The organism is Bradyrhizobium sp. USDA 10063, from assembly GCF_054063735.1.
Map to the genome: position 1 here is coordinate 3493992 of NZ_JBSSGP010000002.1, position 20859 is coordinate 3514850.

Below are 20859 nucleotides of genomic sequence, written 5' to 3' on the forward strand. Positions count from 1 at the left end.
TCCCGCGACCCCTTGTCAGGCGCGAAAACAATGTTGCTCGCGAAGCGACAAATAATCAAGGTAGTTTTCTTGAGTGCTGCAGCCTGGAGTGACTGACGCCTGCACGCCTCACGCGGCGCGGCGACGGAGCAAACGCTGCAATGGCGCGTTGGGCTGCGCTGCGGCGCGCGTGAGGATCACAACAAGATCCTCCATCCATTGTGGAATCACGCGGTGTCCGAACAGTTCGCGCTTGTAGCTGCACGAGCCGGTGATGCCACTCGGCCGTTCCTTCAGCATCAGCGAGAGCAAGGTCTGATTGACCGGCAGTACGGGCTGTCCTTCGCGGTAGGCGCTTCCAAGCGTGCGCATCTTCACATCCGGAAACTTCAGCGGCTGGCGCAGCGGATTCTGCAAGGTGAAGTAGACCTGGATCAGGGAGGCCGGATCGATGCCCGCGTCTGCGAGTCGCGCGGCAAGGATGTTAAAGGGCAATTCCTGCCTGGCATGGGCTTCGAGGACGCTGTCGCGCACCCGGGAAAATGCTTGGCGGAACGAAAGTCCCGGATCAATGCGGGTGCGGATGATCACGGTGTTCTCGAACGGTCCGATCACACGCTCGGTATCAGGCTGGGAGCGATTGGCCATCGCGGTGGCAACGCAAATGTCATCGCGGCCGGTTTGCCTCACAAGCAGGGTCTTCAGCCCGGTCAACAACGCCATGAACAGCGTGCCGTTCTCGCAGGCCGCAAAGCTGCTCAGCGCTGTGACCAGATCGCCCGACAGGCGCACCGGCTGATGATCGCTGGGTGGAGCCGGCGCAACGTCGGCAGCATCGCCAAAGACCGGCGCGGCCCTGCGCAAATTCTCCTTCCAATAGCTGGCCTGCCGTTCCGCCGCGTCCGTGGCACACCATCGGCGCTGCCGGCGCGCCACGTCGGAGAAGGGCAAGGCCGGCTCGAGCGCCGGTTCCGATCGACGATCCAGGAGCGCGGCATAGCGCTCCGAGATCTCGTCAAAGAGGATTCCGATCGACCAGCCATCGGCGATGGCATGGTGGATCGTGAGCAGCAGCACATGGTCTTCCTCGCCCAATCGCAACAGGCGCGCCCGCCACAGCGGAGCGCGTGTCAGGTCAAACGGCGTCCGGGCTTCCTGCTCGGCGCGGAGCTTGGCCTTCCTCAATTGCAGTTGGCTGACGCGCTTGCCCGCCGACGGCCTGCGAGCCGTCAGATCTTCGACGTCCAATGACACGGCGCGCTTGCCGGGGGGCGCGATCGCGACCACAGGCTCGGCGCCATCCCAGCCAAAGGCGGTGCGCAAGGACTCGTGACGGCGCATGACCTCACCCAAGCTCTTCTTCAGCGCAGCGGGGTCGAGCGGCCCCTGCAGCCGCAGTGCAAACGGCAGGTTGAACAAGGGAAGTTCCGGAAGCGCGCGCTCGATGCCGAGCATCTGGGCCTGCGCGATCGACGGCAGGCGCGAATCCGTTTCCGCGACATCCGGAATGATCGGCAAAACCTGTTGCGGTTTCGCTGCCGACGCATCGTCGATGCGCTGCGCGAGTTCTTCCACGGTCGGCGCTTCGAAAATCGTCTTGATCGGCAACGACACGCCGAACGCCCGTGCGATGCGCGCCATCGCCTGGCCCGCCAACAGCGAATGGCCGCCGAGGTCGAAGAAATTGTCGGTGACGCCGATGCCGGGGACTTTCAGCAGATCGATCCAGATGTCGGTCAGCGTCTTTTCGGTGGCGCGCCGCGCCGGCACCGTCGCGCCGGCGGCTGTCGGCTCGGATGGGTACGCGCCTCTCAGCGCGGAACGGTCGACCTTGCCGTGGCTGTTCAGCGGAATGCGTTCGAGGAACAGGAAAGCCGCGGGCACCATGTAGCCCGGCAGCCTGCTCTTGAGGACATCGCGCAGCGCACCGGCATCCGGCCGGCTGCCCGGCCTCGCGACGATGTGCGCGACCAGCCGGGCCTCGCCACCGGCTTCACCGCGCGGCTCGACGATGGCGGCGCGGATATCCGGATGATCAAGCAGAACATGTTCGATCTCCTTCAGCTCGATCCGATAGCCGCGGATCTTCACCTGATCGTCGATGCGGCCGAGGCACTCGATCGTGCCGTCGGCGCGGCGCCGGGCAAGATCACCGGTTCGATACAGACGCGCATCCGCGGCTTGCGAAAACGGATCGCGCAGGAAGCGCGCGCTTGTCTGCCCGGGATCATTGACGTAGCCGCGCCCGACACCGGCGCCGCCAACACAGAGTTCACCCACAGTCCCTGATGGCACCGGTTGCAGGTGCGGATCGAGCACATAGAGGCGCGTATTGGGCAACGGGCGGCCGATCGGAACGCTGGTCGCGAGCGTCGGCGGCTCGGTGAGGCGATGGAGCGCGACGTCATCGGAGCATTCGGACGCACCATAGGCGTCGACCAGCGGCACAGCGGGAAACCGCCGAAACCAGGCGCGGCAGAGATCGACGGCGAGCGGCTCGCCGGTCGAGATCAAGAGGCGCAGGCGGGAGAAGGCGCGCAGCACCGGCGCTTCGTCGGTTCGTTCGAGGATCACCCGCAGCAGCGACGGCACGATCTGCAGCACCGTCACCCCTGCCCGCCCGATGTCTTGCGCCAGCAGTTCGGGATCGCGCACGACCTCGTCGGCGCAAATGTGGACGCGCGCACCGACCATGGGGCCGGCCAGAAACTGCCAGATCGAGATCACAAAACTCTGCGGCGCGGTCTGCGCGATGACGTCCGCAGACGACAGGCCAAGCTCGGAGATCAGGGACGCGAGATGATTGGACAATCCCCGCTGCTCGATCATCACGCCCTTCGGCGTCCCGGACGAACCCGAGGTGTAGATGACATAGGCGAGATTCGATGGCGCGCGCCGCGCCGGCTTTGCGGGATTGACGGCGGCGCTGCCCGGACCTTCAAGACGAACAATGGGCATGTGCTGCTGAACGGGCGAGCGGGATAGAACTTCCTGTAATGCCGAGAAGCGGCTCGCTCCGACCAATATCAAATGCGCGCCGCTGGATTTCAGTATCTCGGCGAGCCGTGCGGCAGGCAGGGCCGGGTCCAGGCAGAGAAAGGCCGCTCCAACGCGCTGTACCGCAATCATCGCAGCCAGCAAATCCGGGCTTCGTTCGGCGAACAGCGCGACCACCGTCTCGGCGCCGATTTCCTCCTGCGCGAACCGCGCGGCGATCGCCGCGCTGCGGTCGGCGAGCTCGCGGTAGCTAAGACGCGCCTCACCTGCGGAGACCGCGACCGCTTCCGGCGCACGCGCGACCTGCCGGTCGAAGCTCTCAGCAAGATCGTGGAAGGCGCCGAAATCTGCTTCGACCCCGCTGCAATCCGCCAGCGCACGGCGGCGCTCCGATGGCGATAGCAGCGGCAGGCGCGAGATCTTCTCCTCGGGATCGGCAACGGCTGCTTTCAGGAGCCGTTCGAAATGCACGGCCATTCCTGCGATCGTCGAAGCATCGAACAGGTCGGTGCTGTATTCGAAGAAGCCGGAAAAACGGCCGTCGGTCTCGACCAGCTCGAGCGTGATGTCGAAGCGCGAAATCTGCGGGTCAACCTCGAGGCGCTGCGTTGTCAAGCCCGGAAACGTCGCCGCCTCGATCGAAGCGCTCTGCAGGATGAACATCACCGGAAATAGCGGATTGCCGTCGCGGCTGCGCGACACCTGCAGCGCCCGCAACACCTCTTCGATGGGCAGATCCTGGTTGCGATAGGCATCGAGCGTGACCTGCCGCACGCGCCAGAGCAGTTCGCCGAAGGTGAGATCGCCGGAGCAGTCGGTTCGCAGGATCACGGTATTGGCAAACAGCCCGATCAGGCGTTCGGTCTGGATCTGGTTGCGGTTCGCGATCAGCGAGCCGATCGCGACGTCCTCATGGCCGGTGTAGCGATGGAGCAGGCATTGAAACGCCGCGAGCAGCGTCATGAAGGGTGTGACGCCCTTCGCCTGGCTCAGCGACCTGAGCCGCGCCGACAGGCCTTGCGGGAATTCGACGTAATGCCGGGCGCCGCGACCGCTCCAGATCGGTGGACGCGGGCGATCGGTGCGCAGCGGCAGGGTGGTGACGCCATCGAGCTGCCTGCGCCAATAGCTCAACTGCTCCTTCGCCGCCGGCGTTGCCGCCCAGTCCTGCTGCCAGCCGGCAAAATCGCGATACTGGAGCGCGAGCGGAGGCAGCGCGGCCACGCGTCCCGCGCGGCTCGCTGCATAATGCGCTTCGAGCTCCTGCCAGAACAGCCGCTGCGACCAGCCATCGGTGACGAGGTGATGGATGTTGATCACCAATGCATGATCGGTCGCACTGAAGCGCAACAGCCTGGCTTTGAGCGGCGGTTCATGTTCGAGGTCGAATTGGTGGTGCGCCAGTCTCAAGGCTTCCCGCCGGATCGCCGTTTCGCGCTTACCTTTCACGCATCGCGTCAAGTCCACATGTTCGAGCCGCGGCCTTGCGGCATCCGCGCGCTGAACCGGCTCGCCCAGCCATTCGGAAAAGGTCGAGCGCAAGATCTCATGCCGCTCGCAAAGCGCCGCGATACCAGCCTCGAATGCGGCAACGTCGAGCCGGCCGGACAGGCGCGCCACTTCCGCGACATTGTAGTTGTATTTGGTCCGGTCCAGCCGACTGAGCACGTACATCCGCTGCTGCTGGAACGAGAGCGGCGCACGGCCGTCCTCCGTCACGGTCTTGCGCCATCCCGGCATCGCAATGTCGCGATCCGCCGCGCGCGATTGCAGCCGCCCGGCAAGCTCGGCGACCGTCGGCGCGTCGAAAATATCCTTGAACGACAGATCCGTGCCGAATTGTTCGCGCAAGCGCGACAGCATTTGCGTCACAGCAAGCGAATCCGCGCCCAGTGCGAAGACATCCTGATCGACGCCGACCTGCTCCACTTCCAGGAGCCTTGCCCAGATCTCGGCCAGTTGCCGCTCCAACTCGGAACGAGGCAAACGTCCGCCTGCGGTGTCCTGGCCTACCGGCGCAGCCGACACCAGCTCGGCAAGCGCGCTTCGCTTGAGCTTGCCGCTTGCGCCTTTCGGCAACGCCTGCACCATCCGGATCAGGCTCGGGACCTTGTAGGCGGCGAGCCGCTGCCGCGCGAATTGCCGAAGCTGATGCGCTGTCACGCCGGACTGCGGCCGCAGCACGATCGCGGCGGCGACGGTCTCGCCGAGCTTCTGGTGCGGAGTGCCGAAGGCCCCGGCCTCGAGCACATCCGGATGGCTCAGCAACACCTCTTCCACTTCGGAAGGCGAGATCTTCTGTCCGCCGCGGTTGATGACGTCCTTGATGCGGCCGACGATGAAGAGATAACCGTCCGCGTCGAGATAGCCGAGGTCACCGGTCCTGAACCAGCCGTCCCGGAAGGCGGATCTGGTCGCCTCGGGATCGTTGTAATAACCCCTGCTGATGGTGGGGCCGCGCAGCATGATCTCGCCGCGCTCGCCGGCCGGCAGCGGCCGGCCTTCGTTGTCCATGATCGCGATCTCGGGACCAGCGGGCACGCCGACGGAGCCCTGCTTGCGCCGGTGGCGAGGATTGGCGGCAATCTGGGACGCGCCTTCCGTCATGCCGTAGGTCTCGATGACGGGAACGCCGAACCGCGATTCCAATCCTTGCAGGATGGCGGGCGCAAGCGAGGCGGAGGCCGAGCGGATCACGCGCAGCGAGGACGCCCGCGTCATCTCTGTGTCATGTTCTGAAGCGGACAGCAGCGCGCGGTGGATGGTCGGCACCGCGGTGTACCAGGTCGGCTTGAGCTCCTTCAGGCAGGTGAAGAAGGACACGGGATCGAAGCCCGCGGTGCAGATCACGCTCGATCCGGCCGCGAGCGCCGTGAGCAGGCCGGATATCAGGCCATGCGCATGAAACAGCGGCAGCACGTTGAGCAGGCGATCCTGAGGCCCGAGCGCCAGCACGGCTCCGGCATTGTGGGCCGAAAGACACACGCTCGCATGTGTCAGCGGTACCATCTTAGGGCGAGATGCCGTGCCTGACGTCAAGAGGATAAAGGCATCATCGTCACCGCGCGCGGCGCCACCCACAATGGCAGGCCCAGCCGCCGAGCCCGCCAATTCGAAAGCGCCGAGGCCCTGGCCCAGCCTGGGCGAGAGGTCGATCACAGGAACGCCCAACGCGTGCGCAGCCGCCCGGCCTGCCGAGCTCGCTTCCGCAGAAGTGACGAGGGCGGCAAGCTTCAGCTCGCTGAAATAGCGCTGCAGTTCGTCCCCGGTCAGGTCCGGATTGACTGGGACGCACACGGCTGCTGTGGCTACCACAACAAGGGCCAGCGCGTTATCAACGCCCCGCGGCAACACCACCGCCACGCGATCGCCCTGAGCGATGCCGAGCCCGCGCAATTGACGGACGGTATCATTGGTCCGCGCGGCAAGCTCGGCATAGGTCGCGCCACCGCGCCCGGGAGCAAGCACCGCGGTCCGATCGGACGCCGTACGCGCATAGAAATCGAGGATATCCCCGATGCACGAAAAGGCTTGGATGCACGAAAAGGCTTGGCCTCCGGTGCTGCTGCCGGCCGATCCCTGCGACAGTGAGGCTGCGACGTCCGACAAGCACGTGCCTTTTTGCTGGAGTTGAGCTATTGTTCTCGAACTTCGCAAATCCGTCCAGACCGAGGTCGGGCAATAGTCCCCTGAAATGTATGCAACCAGACCGAGACGGTCCTTTCCTGAGATGCAGCCCGACGGATAGTTATGCCGGAGAATAAGCCAGGCTCTGAAACGACAGATGGCTTGAAGCACTGGCTTGAGGAGATCGGCCTCGGGCAATACGGCGATCTTTTCATCCAGCACCGCATCGACCGCGACGTCCTCCCCGATCTGACCGAAGAGGATCTGGCGAAGCTTGGTCTGCCGATGGGTGATCGCCGGCGCCTGCAGCGCGCGATAGGTTCGCTCGTCCCGATCGCACCGGCGATCAATCCGACCCCGCCGAGAACGGCGAACGCCGCCGAACGGCGGCAGCTCACCGCCATGTTCTGCGACATGGTGGGCTCCACGTCACTCTCCGAGCAGTTCGATCCCGAGGATGTGCGCGACATCATCGCCCGCTTCAGGGAGACCTGCGTCCGGATCGTGAAGTATTATGACGGCTTCGCCGCGCGCTATGTCGGCGATGCCATCCTGATCTATTTCGGCTATCCGCATGCGCATGAGGACGACGCCGAGCGCGCCGTGCGCGCCGGACTTGAGATCGTGGAGGCGCTGTCATCGGCGCAAGGCGGCGAGCCGCGAGGGGCGTCCGGCTACACGCCTGCGGTTCGCATCGGAATTGCGACCGGCCTTGCCGTCGTCGGAGACATGATCGGACAGAGCTCCGAGGAACGCGACTCCGCCGTCGGCGAAACGCTGAACCTCGCCGCCCGGCTGCAGCCGCTGGCCCCGCCCAATGGGGTGGTCATCGCGTCCTCGACGCAATCCCTGCTGAAGGGAAAGTTCGACTACCAGAACCTCGGCATTCACACGCTCAAGGGGCTATCCGAAAAAGTCCAGGCCTGGCGCGTGGTCCGGCGGGCGCGCACGGAAACACGCTTCGCCGCGGCAATGGGCCCGAGATTGACCCCGCTCGTCAACCGGGAGGAAGAAATCGCCCTGCTGATGCAGCGCTGGCAACAGGCCAAGCGGGGCAACGGCCAGGTCGTCCTGTTGTCGGGAGAGCCTGGAATCGGCAAGTCGCGCATCTTCCAGGAGATTCACGAACGGGTCGCGGGCGAGCAGCACGGGCAGTTGTCGTTCCAGTGTTCTCCCTATTACACCGGCACCGCGTTCTATCCGTTTATCGAGCAGTTCAAATTCGCGATCGGACTTGATCGCGAAAGCTCTTCGGTGCTGGCGCTTTCAAGCCTCGAGGCGGCCGTGGCCGCCGCAAAGGGCAATGTGCAGCAGGTCGTGCCGATCTTTGCGGAGCTGTTGTCGATCTCGACCGGCGATCGGCATGCGCTGCCGGAGCTTTCGCCGCAGCAGCACAAGGATGTGACGGTCGCCGCGCTGGTGAACCATCTGATCGGGCTTGCGCGCGACCGGCCGCTCATGATCGCATTGGAGGATGCCCACTGGATCGATCCTACCTCGCGGGAAGTGCTCGATCTGTTGGTGGCGAGGGCCCACAGCGCCACCATTCTCGTGATCGTCACCTGCCGTCCGGAATTCGAGCCGAGCTGGAATGCGCATCGCCACATCACGACATTGACGCTCAACCGGCTCAGCCGGCAACTGCGGACGACGTTGGTCGAGCGGGTCGCAGGGCGGCGTGAGCTGCCGAGGGAAGTCGTCGAGGAGATCATCGTCAGGACCGACGGCGTGCCGCTGTTCCTGGAAGAGCTGACCAAGGCCGTCATCGAATCCAACCTGCTCACCGAGCGGCATGGGCGCTACGTCTTCACCGGACCATGGCGCCAGCTCTCGATCCCGGCGACCCTGACCGACTCGCTGATGGCGCGCCTCGATCGCATGGGGCCGTTCAAGAAGATCGCACAGATCGGGGCCACAATCGGCCGGGAGTTCTCCTACGAGATCCTTCGCGCGGTCGCCGAAGCGCCGGCGGAGGAGATCGAGGCGGCGCTTGATCATCTCGAGCAGGCGGGGCTGATCGTTCGCCGTGGCCATGGGCCGGATGCGGTCTATGTCTTCAAGCATGTGATGATCCAGGACGCGGCGCATTCGAGCCTCCTGCACAGCGAAAGGCGAAGGCTGCATTCGCGGATCGCCGAGGTGATCGCGGGCATCTATCCGGAACGTACCGAGCGCGAGCCCGAGCTGTTCGCCTATCACCTGACCGAGTCCGGCCAGAGCGAACCGGCCGCCGGTTTCTGGCTGAAGGCGGGCAAGCAGGCCGCGAAGGCGGGCGCCAATCTGGAAGCGATCAGCCATCTCCGGCGCGGCCTCGGCGTCACGCAAAGCCATCCCAAGATGCAGCGACGCGACGAAATGGAGCTGGAGCTTCGCACCGCCCTGGGCAACGCCTTGATCGCCGCGAAGGGCTATGCGGTGCAGGAGGTCGAGGAAAACTACGCCCAGGCGCTCGAGCTCGGCCGTCAGCTTGACGACGAGGCAAAGGTGTTCACGGCGACCCGCGGGCTTTGGGTGTGCCATTTCATCCGCGCCGATCTCACGCGCGCCCATGATCTCAGCGTCGAGCTCCTGCAGTTCGCAAAGCGGATGCGCCCGAACGCGACCGCGCAATCGATGCAGCAGCAGGCCGGATATCTGATCGAGGCCCACCGGGCCATCGCCATGACGATGCTCTATCGCGGGCGATTTGCGGCTTCGCATTATCATCTGCAGCGCTGCATCGGGCTCTACACGCCCGATCTGCACGGCGAACTGACCGAACGGCACGGCATCGATCCCGGCGTCGTCTCGCTGTCCTATCTCGGATATCTCCAGTGGTTTCTCGGCCGCCCGGATGCGGCGCGCCAGTACAGCGAGGATGCGATCGTCAACGCGGAACAGTTGCGTCATCCGTTCACGCTCGCCTTCGCCCTCGAATTCGGCGCCTATCTGTGCCAGCACCTGCGCGATGTCGAGGGGACCATGAACTATGCCGACCGCGCCATGGTGGTCTCGTCGGATCATGGCTTCCTGCATTGGAAGCATCAGGCAACCATCCTGCGCGGCTGGGCGATGGCCGAGCTCGGCGAGATCGACCAGGGGCTGAAGCAGATGCGGGCGGGACTGGAGGGCTATGAGGCCATGGATTCCTGGCTCGCGAGCTGCTGGTTCAGGAGCCTGCTCGCGACCGCCTATGCGAAAGCCGGCCGGCTGGAAGCGGCGCTGCGCGCGCTGGACGGCGCCTTGGCGGTTGCGAGGCGGACCGGCGACCATTTCTTCCTCGCCGAGGTCTATCGCCTGCAGGGTGAAACGACCTTTGCCCAGGGCGGCCTCGCGGTGGCCGACGACGTCGAGGAACTGTTCCGCCGTTCGATGGAGCTGGCGCGCCAGCAGAGCGCGCTTGCATGGGAATTGCGGTCGGCCGTCAGTCTGGCGCGCCTTTGGCGCGATGCCGGCAAGCGCGAGCAGGCCGTCGAGCTGCTTGTGCCGGTCGCGGCGCAGTTCACGGAGGGCTTACGCACGTCGGACCTGAAGGAAGCCTGGAACCTGATGGAGGAGCTCGGCGCGAATCCATCAAGACAGCATCCGTGGGCCGACCGGACAGGGCTTCACCGGGCGGGATGAGCGATCTGGCGGCCGCACGACGACGCTACGCGAGCGCGATCGGGCAACGCGAGCGGATTTCCTCCGCGCGCCTGCTGCAGGCTTTCGCCGCGGTACCGCGCGAGCACTTTGCCGGCGATGGGCCCTGGCGCATCCGGAGCGAAGCTCGAGACGGCTACAGCCCCACCGCCGACGCCGATCCCGTTCATCTCTACGACGACGTGCTGGTGGCGATCGATGAGCGCCGCAGGCTCGACACTGGATTGCCGAGCCTGTGGGCGCATTTCTTGGATGTGCTCGACATCAAGGAGAAAGAGCGTGTCGTGCAGATCGGCTGCGGGCTCGGCTATTATTCGGCGATCCTGTCCAGGATCGTCGGCCCGCAAGGCACGGTCCTTGCCATCGACTGCGACAAGGCATTGGTCAGCCGTGCCGCTTCCAATCTCAGGCGCTACAAGAACGTCGAAGTGATCCACGGCGACGGCTGCAGCGACGTCGGCGGCCCGGCCGATGTGATCATCGTCCATGCCGGCTTCAACCATCCGCATCCGCTGTGGATCGAGGCGCTCCGCCGCAACGGCCGCCTGCTGGTCCCGCTGACCAGGCGCGGCCGGGTCGGCACCGTCATCAAGATCACCCGCCTCGCCCGCTGCTATCAGGCCGAGGCGGTCAGGCGCATCAGGATCTTCCCCGGCAAGGGCCGAGGCAGAACCGCGCTCGGCGAGCGCGTGACGGACTGGTGGGAACGCGCCGTTGCCCTCGCCCCGCTGCGGTTTCAAAGTATCGAGCAAGGACTGCCGTCGGAGCGGAAGCCGCGGCGAACTTGGAGATTACCGACGTAGCGCAATGAGGAGCACGTCACCCCACTGCGCGCCGGGCTGGCCGCCCTGCATAGCGGACATCGTCGGCATTGTTTCTTGATCTTCCTCAAGGCAGCGCAGCATTCGTCGCGCAAAGTCCCGCAGCGACGAGAGGAGCGCCCATGTCCACCGCAGATTCATCCGTACCCGTTGCCGCCCCCGCCAGTCATCCCGCTCAACCGTCGTGGCTTCGCGCCAACTGGGGGCTTCTGGTTGCCATCGCGGTGCTGGTCACTGTGCTCCTGTTGCCGACGCCGCAGGGATTGTCGGTGGCGGGCCATCGCATGCTGGCCGTGCTCGCCTTCGCCGTGATCATCTGGATGACGGAGACGCTCGACTACGCTGTATCAGGAGTGGTCATCGCCGCGCTGATGGCCTTTCTGCTCGGCACGGCGCCGAGCCTCAGCAATCCGGCCGTAGCAATGGGCACCAGCGCAGGCCTGGGCCTTGCTTTCAGCGGCTTTTCCAACACCGCATTGGCACTGGTGGCGTCGGCGCTCTTTATCGCCGCCGCCATGACAGCCACGAAGCTCGACAGGCGCATCGCGCTCTTCATTCTCTCCCGCGTCGGCACCGAAACCCGCAACGTCGTGATCGGTGCGATTCTTGTCGGTTTCATCATGTCGTTTCTGGTGCCTTCGACGACAGCGCGTGTCGCCTGTATCGTGCCTATCATGCTCGGCATCATCGCCGCCTTCGGCGTCAACAAGAAAGGCGCTTTTGCCGGCATGCTGATGATCACCGCGACGCAGACGGCCAGCATCTGGAATGTCGGCATCAAGACCGCGGCGGCGCAGAACATGGTTGCCGTCGGTTTCATCGAGAGGACGCTGAACCACACCATCACCTGGCTCGAATGGTTCGTCGCGGCGGCGCCGTTCGGCCTCATCATGTCGGTCGCTCTTTATTTCGTGATGACGCGCATGATGCCGCCGGAAGTCAAGGAAGTGCCCGGCGGTCGCGACGCGATCCGCAAGTCGCTCGCGGAATTGGGCGCAATGAAAGCGTCCGAAAAGAAGCTGCTTGCGATTTCGCTGACGCTGCTTGCGTTCTGGGCGACCGAGGGCGTGCTGCATCGTTTCGATACATCATCGACCACCATCGCGGCCGTCGCCTTGCTGTTCATGCCCAGCATCGGAATCATGACGTGGAAGGAGGCGCAGCCGAGGATTCCGTGGGGCACCGTCGTGCTGTTTGGCGTCGGCATCAGCCTTGGCACCGCCCTGCTGCAGACCGGCGGCGCCGTCTGGCTCGCCAATCTGGTCGTAACCAAGTTTGGGCTTCAGAACGCCAGCCCGCTGTTCATCCTCGCCGTGATGAGCCTGTTCCTGACCCTGATCCACCTCGGGTTCGCCAGCGCAACTGCGCTCGCTTCCGCGATGATCCCGATCGTCATTGCCGTACTCCAGCATGTGGCAACGCCCGGGATCAATATGGTCGGCATGACCATGCTGCTGCAGTTCGTCGTGAGCTTCGGCTTCATTCTCGTGGTGAATGCGCCGCAGAACATGGTCGCCTATGGAACCGAGACCTTCGAGGCCAGGGATTTCGTTCGCACCGGCCTCGTGCTCACCATCATCGCGCTAGCGCTGGTGATGCTGCTTGGCGCCACCTACTGGCATTGGCTTGGATACGTCTGACGTCAACCGACCTCGCAGGCTGCCAATATGCTTCTCGTCACTTCGGTCTCTCGGCTGCGTGAGTGTCCTGCGCCACTTCCACACGCGCCGACCTGGACGGGAGCATCGGCTCCACGACGTTGAACAGCACGAAATTGGTCACGCGCCCGAGCGCGGTCCGCGGCAGAACGCGCCGGAAGCGCCCGTCCGGGGGCGCGAGGCAGATCGGATTCATCGAGACGCCGTACTTCAATGCCGCTCCGGCAAAGAGGCGCCCCTCCTTGTCGACAACGCTCTGATCGCTCTGCGACTCGACCGCGAGCTTCATGATGTTCTTGATCTCGTCAGGCGAGGTCTTGGCATTGGCTGTGAGCTTGTTCTGCGCGTCGCGGTCGAGCTTGAACTCGGCGGTCGCCTGCAGGATCTTTTGCCCCTGGCACACATAGCCTCCGGCATGGAGATACTGCATGGCGACCTGGCTGCATTGCGGCTTTTCCATCAGCTTGGTGAAGATCAGCCAGTTTGGACCGAGCGGAATTTCCTCGAGCAGAACGTCGTTCAGCGAGGCGTGCACCTTCACCACATAGTTCTTGCCGACGCTCCCATTCAGCATCCAGCCAAGATCGATCTTCACGCCGGTGTTGAAGCGTCCGTTCCGTTCCAGGCTTTCCTGCATCTCCCAGCTCGGCGACGACACGACGGCACCGTCGAGGTCGGCCTTGTCGGCGTGGCAGATCGCCTTGAACTCCTTCACCTCGGCGTCGACATAGTAGAGCGATCCGACTTCCATAAGATTGGAGGGCGGATTGATTGGGACAAAGCTGTATCGGCGCAACGTATCGCCGAGGGGATCCTCGCTCGGTCTGGTCAAGTAATACGCTGCCGACGGAACGGCCACCGTCGCGACCGTTGCGGCGAGCGCAATCATTGTCATGGTACGCATGACTACCTCCTGCCATCATATCCAGGTCGGACGTGCATCGGCGCGGTTATCGGCCGGGGCAGCAAGCACCGCCGCATGCGACGTAGCCCGCGGGACAGGCGAAGACCGGCGTGGCGGTGCAGGTCACCACCAAAATCGTTGCGAGTATTCCAAACGTCCTGATGGCACGCATGACGCTCTCCTCGGCCATACCGGCCCGGCGCATTGCAGCCGGCCACACGCCCCCCATCAGCGTGCGTCTATGCTATCCGGGCACACGGTCTGGTCGTATGAACTAGCTCACACGCGCAGGCTGTGAGCGGGTCAGAGCGGAGAGTCAGGGGGATCGGGCGTTACCAAGGGTCTGGAACAGCGTCCGCTGCCACCAATCGCTTTCGATTTGATCGAGCGTGGCGAGATCGAGCATCGGGCGCAAGGCGCTGCCTCTCGGCAGCACGATCGCATATCTCTCGCTGCTGAAGCTGGTATCGACGACACGAATCGAGGCTGAGAAGTCGTTCCGAACGATCCAGGCCAGGAGCGGCTTGTCGTGGACGAAGGCATCGATGCTGCCGCGGCTCATAGCGGACAGGCCGCTTTGAGCATCTGGAAATGCCCGGAAGGAAAGCTGCTGACGCGTGAGATAGTCGGCTGTCGCAGAGTTCGCCACAGCGCCGACGCGCACGGACCGCAAGTCGTTGAAGCCGTGGACGGCGCCTTGCAGCTCTCTGCGCGTAAGGGTGGAGGTGATGCCGGCGGTGAACACGGCTATCGCGATGACGGAAGCGATCATCCACCCGGTCGCGACGATTCGCCCGGGCAGCGTTGCCGGTGCGTTCGCGGCAGCTCCCGCCTGCGTCATCGCAATGGTCGACCACCAGAAGCTGGAGCCGAGCCCCTTGGCTCCTCCGCCGAAATGTTCCGTTTTCCGGCGTTCGAACAGCCAAATGAGGAAGCCCACCGCCATCGCAAAACAAAGCAGCAGACCGACAGCCTGGAAGAAGCCGAAGGAAAGAAGCGCCCGCCCGATCGAGACCCAGGGACTCTCATTGAGCGGAACCGCGATCCCCAGCCCCGTATTGTAGAAAGGTTGAGTAAAATCGACGCCGCGCGCACGCGAAGCGGTCACAGTTACCGCGGCGACGCCGGCGTCAAAGTCGCCCTTCGCGACGCCATCGAGCAGGTCCTGCACGCTCTGGGTTTCAACCAGACGAAAACGCAGATGCGCTCCATCAGCGATTCTCTTCCAGAGATCGATGCTGATACCGCCCCAGCTCCCATCCGACTGCTTCATCGCGAAAGGCGGGGCTTCCTTGGTCGCCACCACCAACTCTTTGTCGGCGGCTGTGCCTTGCGCGCGGACCGCGCTGCCGCCGAGCGCAAGCATCGCCAGCGATAAAAGACATATCAGGACAGATCGAAGTGACAAAATCACAGGTTCGCCTTGCGAGTGCCGATCTCGCCGTCGAACGTCGGAACCCAAGAAAGATCCGCGCACGAGTCGCAATTCTTATTAGAATGATGGCAATTTCGCGCGCCACGCAGAATAAAATGGCGAAGCCGTAGTCAATGCCGGCCTGCACCTCGGCCATTGCTTACGACCCACCACCGTCTGGCCAGCGTCTCAGCCGGTCTATTTCCAGCCACCACCCGGCAGCCGGCGGTACATATGGCGCACCAAAATCAGTTGGTACGACAAAAGGATGTGGTGTCCTGAACTGCGTTGGTTTTTGAATACGACGAGCCTGCACGCGGGTTCGTGGGGCCTGAGCCAAAGGTCGGCAACGTTCCGCATTGCTTTTGAGGAACTATCGAGGGATGCGTTATCGTCGTCCCCTTGCGCCCAGGGTCAAATGGGTCACCGTTGCCGCGAGATTGACCCCGATCGTGCGCTCGACGGAATGCGGCTGCAGGACGACGCTTCGGCGCGATCCGCCGATCAGGACGTTGGCGCCAAAGCCGGGGCCCAGCGCAACATTGGCGCTGGCCCCCACATAGCTCCCGCGCATGGTGCCGGGACCAATCCGCGAGTTCTTGGCAAGGACAGCCCAGGATAGAACGCCACCTCCGGTGACGCCGAGATCAAAGCCGACACGCCTTACCCGTCCTGCCTAAATGTAGCGTTGCGACGAACCCCGCCGGTAAGACACCCGCTGGCGGTAATGCGCACTGGTCAGCGCAGGCTCATGCGCCTCGCGCATCGCGTATTGCCTGAGCGACTTTCGTCGCCTGCGACACTCGCCCGATTCGCGCGCCAGTGACGATCTTCCTTCGGCGCGTGCTCAAGCGCGGCACCATGCCTTCGTTGGCGGCAGACCCGGCGGAGGGATAGGGAACGAAGTCCGCGGCTCGACGCAGCGCGAGCGCCTTTCGGGCCGCCTCGGCATGGGCGGTCCGAGCTGCCAGGTTGTGAAGACGCCTGAGCTCGCTGTTGACCCGCTTCAGTGCTGCGGCAAAGACCTGCTTGCGTTGTGATGGACGGTCGGCCGTTCCAGGGAAGTTCGCGCCGCGAGCCTGGCCTTTTCCACGCGTCTCTCGCCGCTTTTGTCGGCTGAGCGTTCGCTCCTTGTCGCGCATCTTGCGCAAGCGGGACTGCATGGCCGCAAGATCAGTCGGCTCGACCTCATAGATGGCGGGATGATGCGTGAGGCGGATGGTCTCGTATTCGTCGTGGCTGAGGAGGCTAAGTTCGAACTTGCACGGGACCGACATGTTCTGTTCCTCCGTGTGCCGACAGCGTACCGGACAGGCATCAATGCTCGGCATCTATCCGCAGTAGCTGCTCGATCGACAGGCTACCGCCTCAGGCCACTATTAGCAACCTAAGGTATTTATCAGAGGTTGACGATTCCGGTCGCGGGAATAGCGCAGTGTGTTTCCCCCTGGCCGGCGTTGAACCATGTCAAATGGCTTCGGCGCGGCGAATCAACGAGCCGTTTCTATCCTTTCGCCTGCCTGCAACTTTCTGTGTTCATCATTCAGTTCGCCCCTGCCAGCGATCTGGAGAAATGCTGTTGGGGTCTGAAGGATCGTTATCGATTTGAGTTTTGCTCGGCGTTGTGCTTCTTAGCCGCCGTCATCGGTGCCCTCAAAGGGTGAAACGGGAACGCGGTGCGGGACTCTTCCCAATGCCGCGGCTGCCCCCGCAACTGTAAGCGGATATTTGCGATCCGGATGCCACTGAGCCTGCCAAGCGGGCTTGGGAAGGCGGATCGCGAGACGACCGCGAGCCAGGAGACCGGCCGTTGACGGGTATCAACTCGTTCGACGGTGGGTCGGCGGAAAGGGCATTCATGAGCTTGCGGCGTTTTCTTGCCGTGTGTGCGGCCGTTGCTGCATGCGATCAGACTGGCGCGATGGCTCAATCGCGTCCCGAACAACTCCCTGCGGTGGTCGTCAATCCGGACGCCCGGTCCAAGCCGGCCTCGAGGAACAAGCGAACATCTTCAGCGACTCGTCCTGTGCGTCCGGCGCCGAGTAACGAGGCCCCTCCGCCGACTCCTGAACTCGTCGTAACTCCCGACCGGACACCGGAGCCCGCAAGCCGGACTGGAAGTTCGGTCAGCGTGGTCACGAACCAGATGCTCGCGACCAGCAATCCGACCTCGCTCGTCGACGCGCTGCGGACAGTGCCCGGGCTCGATATCACCGAGAGCGGCGGACCAGGCGCAACGACCAATGTGCGTTTGCGCGGCGCCAATACCGGCCAGACGCTGGTCATGATCGACGGCATCAGGGTCAACGATCCGACCGCCGCCAGCGGCGATTTCGATTTCGCGATGTTCGCCCCGGGCGCGATCGAGCGGATCGAGGTGCTGAAAGGACCGCAGAGCGCGCTCTACGGATCGGACGCGATGGGCGGCGTGGTCAACATCATCACCAAGAGGGGCACCGGCCCGGCGCAACTCGACGTCCGCACCGAGGGCGGAAGCTACGGCACGGCGAGCAGCAGCGCAGCGCTGACCGGAACCTCGGGGCCGTGGTCCTACGCATTCACGGGAAGCGGTCAGCACAGCAACGGCCTTTTCGCGCTATGGCTATCGCATCCCGGCGCTCGAGGCCAAGTATGGGCCCCTCGAGCGCGACGGCTTCGACCGCGTCGGCGGTTCGGCACGCGTCGGCTACGACGCCGGCGAAGGCGTACGCCTGGAGACCGGAATGCTGGCCTCGTTCACGCGGTCCGCCTACGACCAGTCCAGTGGAGCGTTCCCGGACACGCCGTCGAGCGCGACGCGCCTTCTCGAACAGGTCTGGGGACGCGCCTCCTTCGACACGCTCGGCGGCATCCTCACCCATGGCGTGAGCGCGTTCGAGACGCACATCGACCGCTCGTTCGATGATGTCACCTACAAGATCAACAAGCTGCCGCGGAACACCACGTCCATCCTCTCCAATTTCGTCGGCGACAGCACGGGCCTGGAATATCAGGGCAACCTGAAGGTCGGCCCGCTGGGATCGCTCATCGTCGGATCGCGCGTGCAGCACGAAACGGCGAGCACCTCCACCACCAACCTGCTGCCGATCCCAGGAGCCACGACGCCACAGCTCGCGGGGACGCAGGACACGAATTCGGTGTTCGCGCTCTGGCAACTGCCGATCGGCGAGCGGCTCAACGTCACGATCGGCGGCCGGGTCGACAACGTCGTTGACGTCGCGCGGTTCGAGACATGGCGAGCCACCGCGGCCTACACGATCGCGGAGACCGGCACCAAGCTGCATGCGAGCGCCGGGACCGGCGCCAAGGCCCCGACGCTCTATCAGCTCTATGCGCCGACCTACGGCAATCCCGCGCTCAGTCCAGAGGAAAGCTTCGGTTACGACGCCGGCATCGACCAAAGCCTGTTCGGAGGTCGCGTCGTGGTTTCGCTGACCGGATTCGGCAACAGGTTCAGCAACCTGATCGACTTCGTGATCGATCCGGCACATCCACTCGGCCACTATGTGAACATCTCGCGTGCCGAAACCGACGGATTGGAGCTTGGCGTCAATGTCGATATCCTGCCGGGATACCTGCGGTTCAACGCCGCCTTTACCTATCTGCAGGCCAAGGATCTTTCGACCGGATTGACGCTGGCGCGCCGGCCGGAAAACCTGGCGCGATTCTCGTTTCCGATCACACCGATCAAGGACTGGCTGATCGAGCCGCGGGTGCTCGCGGTATCCACGCGCTACAGCGGTTCGAACGAGACGCTGCCGCTCGCCCCTTACGTCCGCGTCGACCTCTACACCGAATACAAGATCGATGAGACCTGGAAGGTGTACTTGCGCGGCGAGAACATTTTCAACGAGCACTATCAGGAAGTGTTCAACTATGGCACCACCGGTCCCGCAGCTTATGTCGGGTTTGATGCTCACTGGTAAAGCGGACGTGATGATTGACGCGCGGGATGCGCTATTTGAACGATTGAAGCGCGCTGGCCAGGCGATCGAGACCATCGTCCGGCGCAAGGCCAAATCGCAGCCATTCGCGCGCCCAGTCGAAGCTACGGCACCAGATGTGGCGTCGGGCCAATTCGGCGTGCAGGGCCGGGGCATCGGGATGGGAGGCAAGGCGAAACAGCGTGGTCCCTCCGACGAGATGAAGGCCGGCCGCTGTCAGGATATTGTCGAGCTCACCAGACTGGCGAGCGAGCTTCGCACGCATCGCATCAGCCCACGATCGGCCCCGCAAGGCGGCGGTGCCGACGTGAAGCGCCGGGCCGGAGGCCGGCCATGGACCGAGCGCCGCGGCGATACGCTCGACGATGTCGCGTCGGCCGACCGCGAAGCCGAGGCGAAGTCCGGCGAGCCCATAGAACTTGCCGAAGGAACGCAGCACGAGGATGGGAAGGTCGGCGCTCATCCCGACAGCGCTGATCGCTGGATCAACGTCGGCAAAGGCCTCATCGATGACCAGCCAGCCACCACGACGGTCGAGCCGCTCGGCAACGTGCCGGAGCACCCCGCCATCCGCGATACGTCCATCCGGATTGTTGGGACTAACGATGACAGCGTGAAGGGCGCGTTCAGGCAACGCGGACAGATCATTCACGGCGATGACCTCTCGGCCTCCGCTGCTCCATGCGGCCGAATGCTCGCCATAGGTCGGAGTGACAATCGCAACCGTTCCGGGACCGGCGAGATACGGGATCCATTGAATGAGGGCCTGCGTGCCGGCGGCGGCCGCGATACCCGCATGGTCGGGCACACCATAGGCTTCGCGCGCGGCGGCGAGCAGGTCCTGCTCGTCGGCACACGATGGCAAGCGCGTCCATGTACTCTCTGGAATGGGATGCGGAATCGTCCACGGCCAGGGATTGATCCCGGTCGACAGGTCGAGCCAGTCCAAGGGCTCGCCGCCGTGGCGCGCAATAGCTTCCGTCAGATCACCGCCGTGCTTCATGATCGCTTCATGCCATCAATCGCGACCCCGCGCGAGACCCTTGTTGACGCGCTGCGGCCGGCGATCGGCGCAACGTTTTTGTTACTGGCAGCGCTGTGCGGAGCACATATCGCTGATGCAGCCGATCTGCCACGCGTCGCGTCCATCAATGTGTGCACGGACCAACTGCTGCTGGCGCTGGCGGATCCAAGCCAGATTCTCGGCCTCAGTCCCTATTCGCGCGACCCCGCCCGCTCCTGGAACGCGGAGAAGGCCGCAGCCTACCCCCGACTATCGGGCGAAGCCGAAGATGTCCTGATATTGCGACCGGACGCAGTGGTCGCCGGCAGGTTCACGAAGCGTGCGACACGAGAATTGCTGAAGGAGAATCGCGTGCGCGTGATCGAATTCGACGCTGCGCGTTCGCTGGAGGATGTGAAGGACCAGATCCGGCGAATGGGCGAACTCCTGCACCAGACGGATCGCGCCGCATCCGAAATACGGCGGTTGGACATCGCAATCCAGCACGCGAAGGAGGCGCTCTCGCAGCGATCCTATCGCGTGCTGGCCTTGTCGCGGCGCGGCTGGGTCTCGGGTGGCGGCAGCTTGATGAGCTCCATGCTGGCCACGATCGGCCTGAAGAACGCGGCAAGTGACCTCGGCTACAAGCTTGGCGGCTTCGCGTCGCTGGAGGCGATCGTCAAGCTGAGACCCGATCTCCTCCTTGTATCTGACGGCGGCGACTTCGCAGAAGACGAAGGCGAAGCATTCCTGATGCATCCCGCACTTGAACGTTTCTATCCGCCGTCGAAACGCCTGGTCATCCCTGAGAAGCTGACCGTCTGCGGCGGCCCGATGCTTTCGGAGGCGCTGGAACGCCTCGTCGCCGAACTAAACCGCGTGGCGCGATGA

Annotated in this window: 10 protein-coding genes, 2 pseudogenes and 1 riboswitch; of the genes and pseudogenes, 6 read left to right on the plus strand and 6 right to left on the minus strand. The window is 64.1% G+C overall.

Features of this window, described 5'->3' with window-relative positions:
• Positions 1 to 108: 108 nt before the first annotated feature.
• Positions 109 to 6585: an amino acid adenylation domain-containing protein gene (locus ACVJGD_RS18815; RefSeq protein WP_456635745.1), complete on the minus strand. Its 6477-nt coding sequence runs from the start codon at positions 6583 to 6585 to the stop codon at positions 109 to 111.
• A gap of 141 nt (positions 6586 to 6726) precedes the next feature.
• Here ACVJGD_RS18815 and ACVJGD_RS18820 point away from each other — a divergent pair, with 141 nt between their 5' ends.
• From ACVJGD_RS18820 to ACVJGD_RS18830, 3 genes are all read left to right on the plus strand, one after another.
• On the plus strand, positions 6727 to 10206 hold the full coding sequence (locus tag ACVJGD_RS18820; RefSeq protein WP_456635746.1) for an ATP-binding protein: 3480 nt from the start codon (positions 6727 to 6729) through the stop codon (positions 10204 to 10206).
• Positions 10203 to 11027 (plus strand): protein-L-isoaspartate O-methyltransferase family protein, encoded by an 825-nt coding sequence (locus ACVJGD_RS18825; protein WP_456635747.1) that lies wholly within the window; start codon positions 10203 to 10205, stop codon positions 11025 to 11027. Before ACVJGD_RS18820 ends, ACVJGD_RS18825 begins: the two co-directional genes overlap by 4 nt.
• 140 nt (positions 11028 to 11167) lie before the next feature.
• Positions 11168 to 12685 carry a DASS family sodium-coupled anion symporter gene (locus ACVJGD_RS18830; protein ID WP_456635748.1) on the plus strand — a complete coding sequence of 506 codons (1518 nt, stop codon included), beginning with the start codon at positions 11168 to 11170 and terminating at the stop codon, positions 12683 to 12685.
• Positions 12686 to 12722: 37 nt separating this feature from the next.
• Here ACVJGD_RS18830 and ACVJGD_RS18835 read toward each other — a convergent pair whose 3' ends face one another.
• From ACVJGD_RS18835 to ACVJGD_RS18850, 4 genes and pseudogenes are all read right to left on the minus strand, one after another.
• Positions 12723 to 13607 (minus strand): hypothetical protein, encoded by an 885-nt coding sequence (locus ACVJGD_RS18835; RefSeq protein WP_456635749.1) that lies wholly within the window; start codon positions 13605 to 13607, stop codon positions 12723 to 12725.
• Positions 13608 to 13923: 316 nt separating this feature from the next.
• Positions 13924 to 15021: a transporter substrate-binding domain-containing protein gene (locus ACVJGD_RS18840; protein ID WP_456635750.1), complete on the minus strand. Its 1098-nt coding sequence runs from the start codon at positions 15019 to 15021 to the stop codon at positions 13924 to 13926.
• Positions 15022 to 15409: 388 nt separating this feature from the next.
• A pseudogene (locus ACVJGD_RS18845) lies at positions 15410 to 15682 on the minus strand (DUF992 domain-containing protein); the annotation flags it as partial.
• Positions 15683 to 15770: 88 nt separating this feature from the next.
• Positions 15771 to 16298 carry a hypothetical protein gene (locus tag ACVJGD_RS18850; RefSeq protein ID WP_456635751.1) on the minus strand — a complete coding sequence of 176 codons (528 nt, stop codon included), beginning with the start codon at positions 16296 to 16298 and terminating at the stop codon, positions 15771 to 15773.
• Positions 16299 to 16649: 351 nt separating this feature from the next.
• Positions 16650 to 16847, plus strand: a riboswitch (cobalamin riboswitch).
• Between the two features lie 95 nt (positions 16848 to 16942).
• Between ACVJGD_RS18850 and ACVJGD_RS18855 the strand changes: the two are divergent.
• Together ACVJGD_RS18855 and ACVJGD_RS18860 are read left to right on the plus strand one after the other, a co-directional pair.
• Positions 16943 to 17440: pseudogene (locus tag ACVJGD_RS18855) on the plus strand (TonB-dependent receptor); the annotation flags it as partial.
• Positions 17441 to 17744: 304 nt separating this feature from the next.
• Positions 17745 to 18947, plus strand: a complete 1203-nt coding sequence (locus ACVJGD_RS18860; protein WP_456635752.1) for a TonB-dependent receptor — start codon at positions 17745 to 17747, stop codon at positions 18945 to 18947.
• A gap of 31 nt (positions 18948 to 18978) precedes the next feature.
• On the opposite strand, the gene cobD is transcribed toward ACVJGD_RS18860, so the two are convergent.
• Entirely contained in the window at positions 18979 to 19968 is a 990-nt protein-coding gene (gene cobD / locus ACVJGD_RS18865) for a threonine-phosphate decarboxylase CobD (protein WP_456635753.1), read from the minus strand.
• A gap of 9 nt (positions 19969 to 19977) precedes the next feature.
• Between cobD and ACVJGD_RS18870 the strand changes: the two genes are divergently transcribed.
• Positions 19978 to 20859 (plus strand): ABC transporter substrate-binding protein, encoded by an 882-nt coding sequence (locus ACVJGD_RS18870; RefSeq protein ID WP_456635754.1) that lies wholly within the window; start codon positions 19978 to 19980, stop codon positions 20857 to 20859.

Coding starts and splice junctions, on each gene's coding strand:
- ACVJGD_RS18820 (WP_456635746.1), top strand. CDS start 6,727: ATGCCGGAGAATAAGCCAGGCTCTGAAACGACAGATGGCTTGAAGCAC.
- ACVJGD_RS18825 (WP_456635747.1), top strand. CDS start 10,203: ATGAGCGATCTGGCGGCCGCACGACGACGCTACGCGAGCGCGATCGGG.
- ACVJGD_RS18830 (WP_456635748.1), top strand. CDS start 11,168: ATGTCCACCGCAGATTCATCCGTACCCGTTGCCGCCCCCGCCAGTCAT.
- ACVJGD_RS18835 (WP_456635749.1), bottom strand. CDS start 13,607: ATGCGTACCATGACAATGATTGCGCTCGCCGCAACGGTCGCGACGGTG.
- ACVJGD_RS18850 (WP_456635751.1), bottom strand. CDS start 16,298: ATGTCGGTCCCGTGCAAGTTCGAACTTAGCCTCCTCAGCCACGACGAA.
- ACVJGD_RS18860 (WP_456635752.1), top strand. CDS start 17,745: ATGCTGGCCTCGTTCACGCGGTCCGCCTACGACCAGTCCAGTGGAGCG.
- cobD (WP_456635753.1), bottom strand. CDS start 19,968: ATGAAGCACGGCGGTGATCTGACGGAAGCTATTGCGCGCCACGGCGGC.
- ACVJGD_RS18870 (WP_456635754.1), top strand. CDS start 19,978: ATGCCATCAATCGCGACCCCGCGCGAGACCCTTGTTGACGCGCTGCGG.